This is a genomic window from Lelliottia jeotgali, from assembly GCF_016771845.1.
Lineage (GTDB): Bacteria > Pseudomonadota > Gammaproteobacteria > Enterobacterales > Enterobacteriaceae > Enterobacter > Enterobacter jeotgali.
This window is the reverse complement of the sequence record NZ_JAENMQ010000005.1, coordinates 53,376-68,111: the sequence shown is the minus strand read 5'-3', so window position 1 is coordinate 68,111 and position 14,736 is coordinate 53,376. Positions and strand designations below refer to the sequence as shown.

General features: G+C 55.2%; 12 protein-coding genes. 5 read left to right on the top strand and 7 right to left on the bottom strand.

Annotated elements, in window-relative coordinates; translation table 11 throughout:
* Positions 1 to 10 precede the first annotated feature (10 nt).
* The 3 genes from JBO43_RS12175 to fbpC all read left to right on the top strand — a co-directional run bounded on the left by JBO43_RS12175 (position 11) and on the right by fbpC (position 4,249).
* Positions 11 to 1,042 carry an ABC transporter substrate-binding protein gene (locus JBO43_RS12175; RefSeq protein ID WP_063135461.1) on the top strand — a complete coding sequence of 344 codons (1,032 nt, stop codon included), beginning with the start codon at positions 11 to 13 and terminating at the stop codon, positions 1,040 to 1,042.
* A gap of 77 nt (positions 1,043 to 1,119) precedes the next feature.
* Entirely contained in the window at positions 1,120 to 3,198 is a 2,079-nt protein-coding gene (locus JBO43_RS12170) for an ABC transporter permease (protein ID WP_103949954.1), read from the top strand.
* 4 nt (positions 3,199 to 3,202) lie between these two features.
* Entirely contained in the window at positions 3,203 to 4,249 is a 1,047-nt protein-coding gene (fbpC, locus tag JBO43_RS12165; protein ID WP_202674410.1) for a ferric ABC transporter ATP-binding protein, read from the top strand.
* Between the two features lie 194 nt (positions 4,250 to 4,443).
* On the opposite strand, the gene mmuM is transcribed toward fbpC, so the two are convergent.
* Both mmuM and mmuP read right to left on the bottom strand, forming a co-directional pair.
* Positions 4,444 to 5,376, bottom strand: coding sequence for a homocysteine S-methyltransferase (gene mmuM, locus JBO43_RS12160; protein ID WP_202674409.1), 933 nt, complete (start codon positions 5,374 to 5,376; stop codon positions 4,444 to 4,446).
* Complete coding sequence (mmuP, locus tag JBO43_RS12155; RefSeq protein ID WP_202674408.1) at positions 5,363 to 6,763, bottom strand: S-methylmethionine permease; 1,401 nt, start codon at positions 6,761 to 6,763, stop codon at positions 5,363 to 5,365. Before mmuP ends, mmuM begins: the two co-directional genes overlap by 14 nt.
* A gap of 417 nt (positions 6,764 to 7,180) precedes the next feature.
* Between mmuP and JBO43_RS12150 the strand changes: the two genes are divergently transcribed.
* Positions 7,181 to 8,290: an AI-2E family transporter gene (locus tag JBO43_RS12150; protein ID WP_095280914.1), complete on the top strand. Its 1,110-nt coding sequence runs from the start codon at positions 7,181 to 7,183 to the stop codon at positions 8,288 to 8,290.
* Between the two features lie 121 nt (positions 8,291 to 8,411).
* Entirely contained in the window at positions 8,412 to 10,196 is a 1,785-nt protein-coding gene (locus tag JBO43_RS12145) for a diguanylate cyclase (protein ID WP_095280913.1), read from the top strand.
* A gap of 41 nt (positions 10,197 to 10,237) precedes the next feature.
* Here the strand turns inward: JBO43_RS12145 and JBO43_RS12140 are convergent, their stop codons facing one another.
* The 5 genes from JBO43_RS12140 to JBO43_RS12120 all read right to left on the bottom strand — a co-directional run bounded on the left by JBO43_RS12140 (position 10,238) and on the right by JBO43_RS12120 (position 14,381).
* Positions 10,238 to 10,873: a hypothetical protein gene (locus tag JBO43_RS12140; RefSeq protein ID WP_095280912.1), complete on the bottom strand. Its 636-nt coding sequence runs from the start codon at positions 10,871 to 10,873 to the stop codon at positions 10,238 to 10,240.
* A 14-nt stretch (positions 10,874 to 10,887) separates the two neighbouring features.
* On the bottom strand, positions 10,888 to 11,649 hold the full coding sequence (locus JBO43_RS12135) for a PDDEXK-like family protein (RefSeq protein WP_202674407.1): 762 nt from the start codon (positions 11,647 to 11,649) through the stop codon (positions 10,888 to 10,890).
* Between the two features lie 64 nt (positions 11,650 to 11,713).
* Positions 11,714 to 12,010 (bottom strand): hypothetical protein, encoded by a 297-nt coding sequence (locus tag JBO43_RS12130; RefSeq protein WP_202674406.1) that lies wholly within the window; start codon positions 12,008 to 12,010, stop codon positions 11,714 to 11,716.
* Positions 12,011 to 12,109: 99 nt separating this feature from the next.
* Positions 12,110 to 12,715, bottom strand: coding sequence for a class I SAM-dependent DNA methyltransferase (locus tag JBO43_RS12125; RefSeq protein WP_202674405.1), 606 nt, complete (start codon positions 12,713 to 12,715; stop codon positions 12,110 to 12,112).
* Between the two features lie 112 nt (positions 12,716 to 12,827).
* Positions 12,828 to 14,381 (bottom strand): peptide MFS transporter, encoded by a 1,554-nt coding sequence (locus JBO43_RS12120; RefSeq protein WP_095280908.1) that lies wholly within the window; start codon positions 14,379 to 14,381, stop codon positions 12,828 to 12,830.
* Positions 14,382 to 14,736 lie beyond the last annotated feature (355 nt).

Here is a 14,736-nt window from a genome sequence, read left to right as displayed (position 1 = left end):
GGGCTGAATAATGAAAACAACGCTTCTCTCTACCCTCATTGCTTCCGGGATCGCGCTGGCTACGTTAACCGGGGCCGCGCAGGCGAAAGGCCGTCTGGTGGTCTATTGCAGCGCCACCAACGAAATGTGTGAAGCCGAAACCAAAGCGTTCGGCGATAAGTACGACGTCAAAACCTCGTTTATCCGCAACGGCTCCGGCAGCACGCTGGCGAAAGTCGATGCCGAGAAGAAAAACCCGCAGGCGGATGTCTGGTACGGCGGCACGCTCGATCCGCAGTCGCAGGCCGGTGAAATGGGGCTGTTGCAGCCGTACAAATCGAAAAACCTTGAGCAGATCATGGAGAAATTCCGCGATCCGGCGAAGGTGAAAGGCAATCTCTCCTCCGCCGTGTACGTCGGCATTCTCGGTTTTGGCGTCAACACCCAGCGCCTGAAAGAGAAAAATCTGCCGGTGCCGAAGTGCTGGAAAGATCTGACCAAACCGGAATACAAAGGCGAGATCCAGATTGCCGATCCGCAAAGCTCCGGCACCGCCTATACCGCACTGGCGACTTTCGTGCAGTTATGGGGTGAAGATCAGGCATTCGACTACCTGAAACAGCTTAACGGTAACGTATCTCAGTACACCAAATCCGGCATCGCCCCGGCACGTAACGCCGCGCGCGGTGAAACCGCCATTGGCATTGGCTTCCTGCACGACTACTCGCTGGAAAAAGAACAAGGCGCACCGCTGGAGTTGATCTCGCCGTGCGAAGGCACCGGGTATGAAATCGGCGGCGTCAGCATCCTGAAAGGCGCGCGCAACGAAGAGAACGCGAAGCTGTTCGTGGACTGGGTGCTGTCAAAAGAGGCTCAGGAACTGGCATGGAAGAAAGGCAAATCCTACCAAATCCTGACCAACACCACCGCCGAGACTTCGCCGAACTCCCTCAAACTCGACGATCTGAAGCTGATCAGCTACGACATGGACAAGTACGGCTCAACGGATGTGCGCAAGGCGCTTATCAACAAATGGGTCAGCGACGTGAAGATGGGTAAATAAGCCTGCGATAAGTGGTCAATGCCGGGTGGCGGCTGCGCCTTACCCGGCCTACATTTTCCTCAACACCCGGAAAACTTATGTCACACACACTCGCTCTTCATCCCGTCAAAAAACGGGATGCGGTATTCCTTTGGGTTTTACTTGGCTGGGTGGCGTTTGCGCTGCTGCCGAGCTGGAGTCTGGATTACGGCCTGCTGGAGTCAACGCGCGAAGAAATTCTCGACGCCTACAGCTGGTCCCATTTCAATATCAGCTGGCTGTGGTATCTGTTGCCGAGCCTGCTGCTGGTGCGGCCGTTCAACGAAGCGAAGCGCGAACAGCGCAGCCGTCACTACCTCGACGCGGGCTGGGCGCTGCTGTGCATGGCCTTTATCGTCATCAGCGCGACGGTGGAAGGACGCGGTTTAGGTTTTGCCACTATCGTGCTGTTCGTTGCCCTCGGCGCGATCATGACTCTGGCGCTGACGCGTCTGGAGTGGCTGGGCGGCGACCGCTTTGTGATTGGCTCGCTGATTACCATCGTGGTGCTGATCGGCATCTTTATCGTCTGGCCGAGTATCGCCATTTTCATTCCGATGTTCACCAACGACGCCGGCGAGTTCGCCCCGCTGGCCTTTATGACCGTGCTGTCACAGGCGCATATCGTGCAGGTGATCATCAACTCGGTCCTGCTGTCGATTGCCGTCGGTATCGGCTGTACCTTCTTCGGGCTGGTGCTGGCGATTTACACCACACGCATCGCCAAACGCAGCGCCATCATCGGGCGCATCTTCTCGATCCTGCCAATCGTCACCCCGCCGTTTGTGGTGGGGTTGGGCGTGACGCTGATGATGGGCCGCTCCGGGTATGTCACCGAGCTGATGGTCGACTGGTTCGGCCTGACCAACACCAACTGGCTGTACGGTTTTACCGGCATCTGGCTGGCGCAGGTGCTGGCGTTTACGCCGATGGCGTTTATGATCCTCGACGGGGCGATCAAAACCATTCACCCCTCTCTGGAAGAGGCGTCATACACCCTGCGCGCCAGCCGCTGGCAGACCTTTAACGGCGTCTTCGTCCCGCTGCTGAAACCGGCGCTGGCGAACGCGTTCCTGATCGTGATCGTCCAGTCGCTGGCCGACTTCAGTAACCCGCTGGTGCTTGGCGGTAACTTCGACGTTTTAGCGACGCAAATCTACTTCTACATCACCGGCTCTCAGCTCGATTATCAGGCCGCCAGTACCCTCGGCGCGTTCCTGCTGGTCTTCTCGCTGCTGGTGTTCTGCATCCAGTACATGTGGATCGGTAAGCGATCGTACGTCACCGTCTCCGGTAAATCCTACCGTGGCGATGTACAGCCGCTGCCGGTGACCCTGGTGTGGAGCGTGGTCGCTCTGCTGGCGGTGTGGGTAGCCTTTAACGCCCTGCTCTACGGCAGCATTTTCTACGGCAGCTTTACGGTCAACTGGGGCGTGGATTACACCCTGACGCTGGATAACTTTATCAAGCTGTTCGGCCAGGGCATGAGCGACGGCGCATGGCCTTCTCTGCTCGACACCCTGCTTTACGCCGGGATCGCTGCGCCAATCACCGCCGGTTTTGGCCTGCTGATCGCCTGGGTGGTGGTGCGCCAGCAGTTCAAAGGCAAAAAGACCATCGAGTTCACCACCATGCTGTGCTTCGCCGTACCGGGCACGGTAGCGGGTGTCTCTTATATCCTGGCCTTTAACAGCGCGCCGGTTTACCTCACCGGCACCGCGGCGATTGTGATTATTTCGATGGTGATGCGTAACGTGCCGGTCGGCATTCGCGCCGGGATTGCGGGCTTAGGGCAGATCGATAAGTCGCTGGACGAGGCGTCCCTCAGCCTGCGTGCCGGGAGCTTGCGCACCATTACCCACATTCTGCTGCCGCTGCTGCGCCCGGCGATCCTGTCGGCGCTGATCTACAGCTTCGTGCGCGCCATTACCACCGTCAGCGCCATTGTGTTCCTCGTCACGCCGGATACCCGCGTGGCGACAGCCTACATCCTGAACCGCGTGGAAGACGGCGAATACGGCGTGGCGATTGCCTACGGCTCGATCCTGATTGTGGTCATGCTGGCGATCATTTTCCTCTTTGACTGGCTGATCGGTGAGTCTCGCACCTCCCGCTCTAAAGCCAAAAACCAGGCGTAACACTATGACTCAGAAACATTTCGTTGAACTGCGCAATGTCACCAAGCGCTTCGGGACTAATACCGTTATCGAGAACATTAACCTGGCGATCCCGCAGGGACAGATGGTGACACTGCTCGGCCCGTCCGGCTGCGGCAAAACTACCGTGCTGCGCCTGGTCGCTGGGCTGGAAAAACCGACTGAGGGACAGATTCTGATTGATGGCGAGGATGTGACGCACCGTTCCATCCAGCAGCGTGATATCTGCATGGTGTTCCAGTCTTACGCTCTGTTCCCGCACATGTCGCTGGGCGAGAACGTCGGCTACGGGCTGAAAATGCTCGGCGTGTCGCGCGCGGAAACCAAAGCGCGGGTGAAAGAGGCGCTGGCGATGGTCGATCTGGAGGGGTTTGAAGATCGTTATGTCGATCAGATCTCCGGCGGCCAGCAGCAGCGAGTGGCTCTGGCGCGCGCCCTGATCCTGAAACCAAAAGTGCTGCTGTTTGATGAGCCGCTGAGTAACCTCGACGCCAACCTGCGCCGCAGCATGCGCGACAAGATCCGTGAGCTGCAAAAGCAGTTCAACATCACCTCGCTGTACGTAACCCACGATCAGAGCGAGGCGTTTGCGGTGTCGGACACGGTGCTGGTGATGAACAAAGGCAACATTATGCAGATTGGTTCGCCGCAGGATCTCTATCGTCAGCCCGCGTCGCGTTTTATGGCGAGTTTTATGGGCGACGCCAACCTGTTTCCGGCACGCTTTAGCGAGGGTTTCGTCGAGATCTACGGCTATCGTCTGCCGCGTCCAATACACTTTGCGCATGACGGTGAAGGCTCGGTCGGCGTACGCCCGGAGGCGATCACTCTGAGCGAGCGCGGGGAAGAGAGCCAGCGCTGCACTATTCGGCACGTCGCCTATATGGGACCGCAGTACGAGGTGATTGTGGAGTGGCACGGGCAGGAGATTTTGCTTCAGGTCAACGCCACGCGTTTGCAGCCGAACGAAGGGGAAAATTATTACCTGGAGATCCACCCGTACGGGATGTTTGTTTTAGCGGATGCAGCGTAATAAAAGCAAAAGGCAACCGCAAGGTTGCCTTTTTAGTGTTTGCTCCCTCTCCCTGTGGGAGAGGGCCGGGGTGAGGGCACCAGCGCGCACTTTTCCCCCTAACCCTCTCCCTGTGGGAGAGGGGACTGTTTGGTGCGGCCTTCTTACTTGTAGGCCGGGTAAGGCGCAGCCGCCGCCCGGCGATGTTCAGAAGTTCAGCGCAGAGCTTTAAGCTCGGCTATATCCTTCGGCGTCGTACGACAGCACCCGCCAATCAGCTTCGCCCCTGCTGCAACCCACTGCGGTAAATATCCCGCCAGCGTCTCGCAGGCTTCACCGTGATGGTGCCAGGTTTTGCTCACCGCGTCGTAATGTTCACCGGAATTCGGATACACCACCAACGGCAGTGCGGTCAGCGTGTGCAGATGCTCCAGCGCTGCCGTGGTGTTTTCTAGCGCGATGCAGTTGATCCCCAGCGCCACAATCTGCGGATTATTCGCAAGCGTTGCCACCACTTCACGCAGCGGCGTGCCATCACTCAGATGTTCGCTGTCGCGCAGGGTGAACGAGAACCACGCCTTCGCGCGAGGATAGTTTGTCAGCAAATCCGCCAAAGCTTTGATCTCCGCAAACGACGGCAGCGTTTCGCAGGCCAGCAGATCGGCTCCCGCGTCCAGCAGGGCTTCCACCCGCGAACGATGAAACTCGCTAAACTCCGCCGCACTGCGCACGTAATCCCCGCGATACTCCGAACCGTCCGCCAGATACGCGCCGTACGGCCCAACCGATCCGGCCACCAGCAGCGTGCCCGCCTGCGGATTTTCCGCCAGATATGCTTCCCGCGCCTTGCGCGCCAACTCCACGCTTTTGCCGATCAGCGCACGTGATTGCGCCTCGTCATAGCCACGTGCGGCAAAACCCGCCGCCGTCGCCTGATAGCTGGCGGTGATCGCCACCTGCGCGCCAGCGCGGAAATAATCGAGATGCACTTCGCGGATCAGCTCTGGGTTTTCGACCAGCACCTTGGCGGACCATAGGCTATCGGCAAGATGACACCCGCGCGCTTCCAGCTCCGTCGCCATCGCGCCGTCCAGCACAATAAAAGGCTGTGCTTCAAGAAGGGCGATAAGCGGATTATTCTGCGACATGTTCAGGCTCCTGGGTTTTCGGGGTTTGAGTCAGGTAATAGGCACCATAACACAGGGCGACGAACGGCAGCCCGCAGTACAGGGCAATACGCTGAGTCGGGTCAAACGCCAGCCCAACGCACGCCACCACGCACAGCACAAAGCCCAGCACCGGAACCAGAGGATACCAGGGCGCACGATAATGCAGATCAGCCAGCGGTTTTCCGGCCTGAAGGTGACGACGGCGGAACATAAAGTGCGACGCGCAGATGCTTATCCACACCGCCACCACCGCAAATCCGGAAATAGCGGAGAGCGCGACAAACACCGTGTCTGGCGCGATGACGCTGGAGAACAGCGCCAGTACGCCGCCGAGCATACTCACGGAGATCGCCATCAGCGGGACGCCATTTTTATTGACCTTCGCAAAGCAACGCGGCAGCGTTTTCTCATTGGAAAGCGACCACAGCATGCGCCCGGATGCATACAAACCCGAGTTGGCCGCCGAGAGGATCGCCGTCAGGATCACGAAATTAAAAATATCAGCCGCATAGGGAATGCCGACTTTTTCGAACACCAGCACGAACGGGCTTTTTTCGACGCCCGCCTGCTGCATCGGGATCAGCGCCGCCAGCACAAACACGGTGCCGATAAAGAAAATAATCAGACGGGCAATGGTGGTGCGGATCGCCACCGGAATCACCTTGTGCGGATTCTGCGTTTCACCCGCCGCGATGCCGATAAGCTCGGTCCCGGAGAAGGCAAAATTGACGGCCACCATCGTCATCAGGATCGGCAAACCGCCGTGCGGGAACCAACCTTCAGCGGTGATATTCGCCAGCCCCGGCGCGGGTGAGCCATCCTGCATCGGGATAAAACCAAAGATCGCCGCCCCGCCGAGGATGATAAAGGCGATGATGGTGATGACTTTCACCAGCGAGAACCAGAATTCCCCTTCGGCGAAGAAGCGCGTGGAGATAACGTTGAGAGCAAAGATGACGGCGCAGAACACCACGCACCAGACCCATACCGGAACCTGCGGGAACCAGTACTGCATACAGAATCCGGCAGCGGTAAAGCTTGAGCCAAGCGCGACCGTCCAGGTGAGCCAGTACAACCACGCGACCGTATATCCGGTCGCCGGACCGAGATAGCGTGCGGCATAGACGTGAAACGCCCCGGTCTCCGGCATCGCCACGGAGAGTTCACCCAGGCACTGCATCACCAGCCACACCACCAGCGCACCGATGAGATACGCCAGCAGCGTCCCGGCGGCACCGGTGGTGGAAATGATATAACCGGTATTGAAAAACAACCCTGTCCCAATCACGCCACCCAGCGAAAGCATAATCAGGTGACGAGTTTTCATGGTGCGCTTTAGCTGCCCATTTTCTTGTTCTGTTTGCATATTACCTTCTAAACGTATGGACATCTAAACATCCAAAGAAGGTTCGTTATACCGTGATTGTTAACAAAAAGCTAGCCGTGAACCAACCGCAGCCGGGCGCGGCGCGCGCTGAGACGAGGGTGATGTGTGAGAATGACGTAGAGAATCGGTCGCCAGGCCATAAGCACCTCCACAAGCAGATACTTACAGCATGGCGCGGAGCGCTGACCTCTTCGGTCAGTCGAAAGTGGTATCTGCTTATGATGAACTCATGCGCGCGTTGCCGGGCCTGCGGGTTGACCGGGTTTGGTAGGCCGGGTAAGGCGCAGCCGCCACCCGGCTTCTTTCACGGCAGCAATGTGATCCACCCAACAAAATTGGTAAATCTGCCAAAGGGTTCTATAGTCGACTCTGTTTCTTAGCCACCAGGACTCGCTAATGCGCTTTAACGGACTGACTAAAGGTTTCTTCATTCTTATTCTCGCCATTGTCTCAGTGGCTTTCTTTGACATCCTCGCGCCCTACTTCTCCGCCGTGCTATGGGCGTCAATCCTGGCCGTGATTTTCCATCCGGTGAAAAACAAACTGCGTGGCTGGGTCGGGGAACGCAACGGCGTCGCATCGCTGCTGACGCTGCTGATTATCTGCCTGATCGTGTTTACGCCCCTGATCGTGATCCTCTCGTCGCTCGCCATCGAGCTGAACGTGGTTTACACCAAGCTCCAGCATACTAATCCGCAGTTCCCGGAAGTGGTTGCGAGCCTGTTTGCGCATTTACCGGACTGGGCGCGGAATTTCCTCGTCGAGCACAACTGGGATAACGCAGCCCAGATCCAGCAAAAACTGTCTGACGTCGCCCTGAAAGGCGGACAATACCTGGCAGGTAGCGCTTTCTTGATTGGCAAAGGGACGTTTGGTTTTGCGGTAAGCTTTGGCGTGATGATCTATCTGCTGTTTTTCCTGCTCAAAGACGGACCGTATCTGGTGCGCCAGATCCTCGATTCGCTGCCGCTGTCGGACTTTGTTAAGCAGCACCTGTTCGCTAAATTTGCCGCCGTCTCGCGCGCCACGGTCAAAGGTACTGCGGTGGTCGCCGTCGTACAGGGACTGCTGGGCGGGATCGCCTTTTACATTGCGGGCATCGATGGCAGCGTTCTGTGGGGCGCACTGATGGCCTTCCTGTCGCTCATCCCCGCCGTCGGCTCAGCCATTATCTGGGTGCCTGCCGCCATCTTCCTGTTTGCCACGCAGCAGCTGTGGCAAGGGTTCTTTATCGTCGGCTTCTTCGTGATTATTGTTGGGCTGGTGGATAACATCCTGCGTCCGCTGCTGGTTGGGAAAGACACCAAAATGCCGGATTACCTGATTTTGATCTCCACGCTGGGCGGTATGGAAATTTATGGCATCAACGGATTTGTCATTGGGCCACTGGTCGCCGCACTGTTCATCGCCTGCTGGAATTTGCTCTCCGGTCGCGATCACGCGGGGAATGTAGACGAAATCGACGAGGCTTTCATCGAAGAGGGGAAAAATCCTTCCGATTTGTGATTCTCTGACCACAAACCACAAACAGGCGGCCCTTGGCCGCCATTTTTTTGTCACGCCAAATCATGCGTTTCCTATAATTTCAAAAGTGCTATCCCACACATGGCTGAAAAGGATCCAACAGGTGCGAATTGCCACCATAACGAACTGGGCCTACGGTGCCACGGTGTGCCTGACTCTCGCTTCCGGCGTGGTCATGCTGTTGGCATCGAATGCTGATAATGCCGAGCGTCAGGCGGTTGAACAGCGCCAGGTTTTTGATCAACTGACCGAGGAAGTTGAAACCGATGCATGGTCGCTTTCGGATTTGGCGCGTCTGTACGTCGTCAATAAAGACCCCGACGCGCTGAAGGAATATCGTCAAAAAGAACAGGTGATGCAGAGCATTGAACATCGTCTAAACAGGTTAAAGGATTCAGGTGCGACAGACGACGAACTGGCGCTGTTGCATGAGGGATTAAAGATTGTTGATGAGCTGCAGGACGAGCAGCAAACCGCATTAGCCAGCCTGGCGCGCGGTGAAACAGCACCAGCAATCGCACTGCTTTATGGCAAACCGTACGAACAGGAACTGGACCGCGCACAGGATCAGATAGACCATTTCCATCTGATGCTGGACAGACGCGCCAATAATGCGATTGAGCAAGCGACCAAGGCGTCGCGAACATTGCGCACGCTGTCGGAAGTAATGGTCGGGCTGACCGCCCTGCTGTTTTTGTTCGTGATGGGCTTTATTTTAAAACGCCGCGTGCTGCGCCCGGTAGTGCGTCTCAGCGATGTCGTGCATCGACTGGCATCGCAGGATTACGCGGTGGAAACACCCAACTTTAACCAGATCGATGAGATCGGCGATATGGCGCAGGCGATCCGCATTTTCCGCGAGAACGGCCTCGTGCGACAGCAGCTGGAGAAAGAGCGCGACGCCGACTGGGCGATCCGCGAGTTGCTGGCGCGTATGACCCAACGTCTGCAGGGCTGTGAGAATTTCGCCGATGTGATTAACGTCGCCCAGCTTTTTGCCCCCAATATCGCGCCGGGCATTGGCGGGCAGCTGTATATTCTCGATCGCGATCCGTGGCAGATGCGCTGCGTTGCTCAGTGGCTAACGCCAGATACAAAACAAGCCCCGTTTCATCCGGATGAATGCTGGGCGGTGCGTCGCGGTCAGAGCCATCCGCCGGTCAACGGTGAACCGGATATCGCCTGCTATCACCTGCCGGAATCTGCGGCGAATCAGTCGCTTTGCGTGCCGCTGATCGCACAGGGGGAAGCCATCGGTTTGCTCTCTTTCCAGAACATCACCCCGGAAACGGCGCCGTCTCGCGCCTATCTGGAACTGATGGCTGAAGCACTGGGTCTGGCGCTGGCTAACCAACGCCTGCGCGACGCCCTGCTGGAAAAAGCGTTGTACGACCCGTTAACCGGCCTGCGCAATCGCCATCATCTTGAAGACAAAATGCAAACCCTGATGAGCCAGGCGTTGCGCAATGATGAGCCGGTAAGCTGCCTGATGATCGATATCGACCACTTCAAGAGCATTAACGACCGATTTGGTCATGAAGCGGGCGATCAGGTGATTAAAAGCGTGGCGGCTATCGTTCAGCGTGCCGTTCACGACAACGGTATCGCTTTCCGCTACGGCGGCGAAGAGTTTCTGGCACTGCTGACGGACATCGATGAAGAAGGCGCTCATGCCTGCGCCACCGAGATTTATGAGGGTGTACGCGCCTTATCCCTGCGCTACGGGCTGGCGGAGATTGGCCCGGTCGATGTGTCGATCGGCATCGCCAGCTATCCGCAGCACGCCCAGAGCGATAACCTGCTGCGCGCGGCAGACGTGGCGCTATATCGCGCCAAAGAGCTGGGACGCTCGCGGATTGTGAGTTTCGGGATGCTGGAGGCGGGGTAACGTCACGCCCGATAAACATGATTCGGGCGTGAGAAGGGTATTCAGTCTTTTTGCAACGGCACCAGAATCTCATCGAAAAGCGGCACGGCTTCTTTCAATTTGGCTAACACCTCCTTTAGCGGATCGAACAACGTGTGCTCGGGAGGAAACTTGCCATACTCTAGCCAGCACTCTGAGAGTTGCCCACCATCCAGATATAACGGGATAAAGAAATTACCTTTCCCATGATCTTCAAATCCCATTGCGGCTAACTTTTCAAGCACTGGGCGTGTTTTTTCATTCACATAGTGCTTCAAATTGCGCACGCCGCCGTAAATACTGTTATCCAGGGCCAGACGAAAACCAAAAGCAGTTTTTTCGGTCGCATTATGCGTCAATACCGCCAGAAAATAGTCCTCAACCCGGCTGTCAGTCTGATAATTTTCAAACCAACATTTGCATTTGTCTTCAGATACATACCAGCTTGATGGCGAAATCCAGAGATAATCTTTATCTTCAATATTGGAATTCCCATGCCAGTCATTCGCCAGAACACACTGTTTTACGCATTGATCAAAAGCTTTTATGAAGGCAGGTTCAATCTGATTTTCAAAAACAACGGCCGCCTGGTTAAACATCTTCAGTTGCGAAAGAAGCAGCGCACCCGCCTGACGTTCCTCATCATTGTAATAGGTCATTTTTATTCCTTTATTTATAACTTACGCATGTGATCGATAAAACTGATTGCCGAACAGGCCGCCATCAGACGTGCGTTTGAAATGGGCTTTGATGATGTGATTTCCTGATAGGTATCTGCAACGGCATTATCAAATGCCAGAGCAAGCTGTCGCCACGAAATCGCCGGGATATGTTCAGGTAAAACGTTGGGTCCAGCCGTTTGCGACGCCCCTCCATGAGTGGTTAAAAACACCACAGCCCAGGGACGAATACCGGCCCTGGCGACAGCTTCATCACAATAGCGTTGCATTTGATTTTCCTGTTCCCCGGCCCTTATTTTGACCTCGATTAACAAGAAAAACGTATCGCTATCCATTTCTATATCGACACGATTGCGACTATCGCCAGTAGGGTTTGTCTCAACCTGAACCCGGCAATAACGCTTGAATTCTGAGGGGAATTTACCTTCACTTCGTTTGTGAAGTATTTTCAATAACGCGTTAAGTGGACCTGGACCAAAGCCATGACTCCCGGCCGGGTCCAGTAGCCATGCCAGCAGCGTCGAGTTACGTACTTCATTGTGGCCTATACCCGCAGCGTGCCACGGATCAAAGCGAATCGAATCATGACGTATAGCGAGAAGGGGTTTGTTCAGCGCAGTGAAAAAATGTTGCAAAGCATCAGGCTCTGGAAATAAGACGGGATTTGAGCGGTCATCTGAAATGTTCAGACCCTTTGGCCATTGCTGGAAAAATAACGCTAATTTTTCCGCTAATCCAGATTGGGTTTGTTCCATTTAATATATCATCCGTAACAATGGGTATATATTGTTGTATCGGCAATATGTCTTCTAAACTTAATTAAATTTCGTTTTGCTCTCGCCATTGTTTTACCATTTCATCCGTTACCTCATTCTTATAACAGACTGGAGCATACCCTCCGGCCTTGCTCCATGCACTACGTCGGCCACATGAGCTACCATTTCTTGCTCGATTAAAAGGGCACGCGCAGACGCTGGGATAAGAGGCAATAGATTCTGCAATAACATTTTCTTTAACCTTCGCATCCGACACACCATTGTTTTTTGCCATCGCGCTGTTCGTCATAAAAACGCAGCACGCAGCCAAAATCGCCATCAAATATGGTCTAATTTTCATTTAAATTTCTCATTAAAAGGAAGAAAGCAAGTACACATTAGGACGAGAATAAATGAAAAGTTATGATGTAAAACAATAAAACATATTTGCTGATGAATCTCAGGCTCGTTGGCACAGCCAGACTGAATGACCGCCGCACTCTGGATCTTCAAACATCACATCGATGACCGCGAAACCAATTTCCGCCAGCCGTTGCCGGTACTCATCGGGTGACAGGCTGGCGTGATACAGCGGCTCGCCCTCAAATTCCCCCATCGCGATACCGTTGTCCGTCCCGCTGGTGAACATCAATACGCTGCCAGGATGGCTGTGACGCGCAAAAATCGGGAACATCTGGCGCTGATCGTCTTGTGTCAGGTGGAAAAAACTGTCCCAGGCGATCAGCCCGTCGAAGGTTTCTTCCAGCGCCATCTGGCGCATATCCAGATTCACCCAACGTTGTTCTGGAAACGCCTGAAGCGCCCTTTCCAGCATCGCAGACGCACCATCGACGCCCGTCAGCTGATAGCCGTGGCGGATAAAATGTTCCGCGATAGGTACTCCGTTACCGCAGCCGATATCCAGAATCGAGCCGTTTGATCCGATCAGCCGGGTAAATTTGTCTAGCCAGCCTTTTTCCATCAAATGACGGGCGCGCAGCCGCGCAAAGGCGCAGGCATAAGTCTCGTAGATATTCAGGATATTTTTCGCGGCGGCATCAGACATGTCTAGCCTCGTTTGGATGGGGTTTGTGCAACGTTTATACCTTACACGACCGGCTGAAAACAAAAAAAACCGGCGCAGGTGCGCCGGTTTGTGCGTGCGAATAGCGTGCTTATCAGGCGTTAGTCACCGGTTTCGACTCAGTTTTAGTCTGAGCGTTCTCCAGCATCCGACGCACCGGAACGATCAGCACCGCCAGAACAGCGGCACAAATCAGCAGTGCAATTGAGCAACGCGCGAAGAGATCCGGCAGCATATCCAGTTGGTCAGCTTTCACGTGACCACCGATCAGGCCCGCCGCCAGGTTACCCAGCGCGCTGGCGCAGAACCACAGCCCCATCATCTGGCCGCGCATTCTCTCTGGTGCCAGCAGGGTCATGGTCGCCAGACCGATCGGGCTAAGACACAGCTCACCCAGCGTCAGCATCAGAATACTGCCCACCAGCCACATCGGGGAAACGCCTGCTCCGCCGCTGCTCAGGACATTTTGCGCCGCCAGCATCATCAGGCCAAAGCCCGCCGCCGCGCACAGAATGCCGATAACAAACTTGGTCATGCTGCTCGGACGCAGGCCTTTTTGCGCCATCATCGGCCATGCCCAGCTAAACACCGGTGCCAGCAGAATGATGAACAGCGCATTGATTGACTGGAACCACACGGCTGGAATTTCAAAATCACCGATCATGCGGTTGGTGTAGTCGTTCGCAAACAGGTTAAACGAGGTCGGTTTTTGCTCAAACGCGGACCAGAAGAAAGCGGCAGACACCAGAAGGATAAAGCACACCAGCAGACGCGCGCGCTCTTTGCGATTCAGACCGGCAAAGACAAACAGGTAAATGAAGTACAGTGCCACCGAGATTGCAATTACGTAGACCAGCATACTGGCCACCGCGACGGGGTTGATCACAATGATGCCCTGCGCAATCAAGGTAATGACCACCGCCACACCGACGGCCAACGCCAGCAGCCAGCCGCCGACGCCATTTTTCTTCGCCACCGGGCTGTTCCAGGTGGAATCCAGACCGACTTCGCTGTCGTAGCGTTTCATCGACGGGACGGCAAACAGGCGGAAGATAACCAGCGCGACCAACATCCCGATACCACCGATGCCAAAGCCCCAGTGCCAGCCGTGAGTTTTAATCAGCCAGCCGGAGATCAGCGGCGCGATAAACGACCCCATGTTGATGCCCATGTAGAACAGGGAGAAGCCGCCGTCACGACGCGCATCGCCTTTCTTGTAGAGCGTGCCGACCATCACCGAGATACAGGTTTTGAACAAACCGGAACCGAGAACGATAAACATCAGGCCGATAAAGAACAGGTTGTTACCCATAAAGGCCGAGAGCGCGATCGACAGATGGCCGAGCGCAATCAGAATCGAGCCGTACCACACCGCGCGCTGCTGGCCGAGCCAGTTATCCGCCAGCCAGCCGCCCGGCAGTGCCGCCAGGTACATGCTGCCCGCAAAAATACCGACGATAGCCGATGCGTTCTCGCGTGCCAGCCCCATGCCGCCGTCATAAACGGTCGCAGCCATAAACAGAATCAGTAACGGACGAATACCGTAGAACGAGAAGCGCTCCCACATTTCCGTAAAGAACAGCGAGCCAAGAGGATAAGGATGACCGAAGAAAGTTCGACTTTCTTTTTGATTAACAGAGGATTGCATAATTCTCCCGAAGAGGTGTGTCGTGTTGCAAATCACCACCAGATTGTTTGCCAGCCCAAGATGTGCAAGGCCAGTCTTTTACATCCAGCGAAATATTATTTAACCATTTGATAACCGGACGGTGGTTTTGTCTAGTGCCCGGAGTAGGACTTTAAGATGAAAATTCGATAGATGTCTAGTTTTGTAGATTTTTTGTTTGATAAAAGTCGGTAATTATTGACATCAATGCCAAGACCACAGCCCCTTCTGAGAACGAAATAGCGACGCAAAAACGCCTCTGCTTTACTTCACTGTTGAATTATTTTTTTCAATATTATGAACATTCAAATAACTGCTTAATGGGTCTACGATTAGA

Excerpts from the sequence above, each read along its gene's own strand:
- JBO43_RS12130 (WP_202674406.1), bottom strand. The coding sequence starts at position 12,010 with ATGAAAATTAGACCATATTTGATGGCGATTTTGGCTGCGTGCTGCGTT.
- JBO43_RS12120 (WP_095280908.1), bottom strand. The coding sequence starts at position 14,381 with ATGCAATCCTCTGTTAATCAAAAAGAAAGTCGAACTTTCTTCGGTCAT.
- JBO43_RS12150 (WP_095280914.1), top strand. The coding sequence starts at position 7,181 with ATGCGCTTTAACGGACTGACTAAAGGTTTCTTCATTCTTATTCTCGCC.
- mmuP (WP_202674408.1), bottom strand. The coding sequence starts at position 6,763 with ATGCAAACAGAACAAGAAAATGGGCAGCTAAAGCGCACCATGAAAACT.
- JBO43_RS12125 (WP_202674405.1), bottom strand. The coding sequence starts at position 12,715 with ATGTCTGATGCCGCCGCGAAAAATATCCTGAATATCTACGAGACTTAT.
- JBO43_RS12175 (WP_063135461.1), top strand. The coding sequence starts at position 11 with ATGAAAACAACGCTTCTCTCTACCCTCATTGCTTCCGGGATCGCGCTG.
- JBO43_RS12140 (WP_095280912.1), bottom strand. The coding sequence starts at position 10,873 with ATGACCTATTACAATGATGAGGAACGTCAGGCGGGTGCGCTGCTTCTT.
- JBO43_RS12135 (WP_202674407.1), bottom strand. The coding sequence starts at position 11,649 with ATGGAACAAACCCAATCTGGATTAGCGGAAAAATTAGCGTTATTTTTC.
- mmuM (WP_202674409.1), bottom strand. The coding sequence starts at position 5,376 with ATGTCGCAGAATAATCCGCTTATCGCCCTTCTTGAAGCACAGCCTTTT.
- JBO43_RS12170 (WP_103949954.1), top strand. The coding sequence starts at position 1,120 with ATGTCACACACACTCGCTCTTCATCCCGTCAAAAAACGGGATGCGGTA.
- fbpC (WP_202674410.1), top strand. The coding sequence starts at position 3,203 with ATGACTCAGAAACATTTCGTTGAACTGCGCAATGTCACCAAGCGCTTC.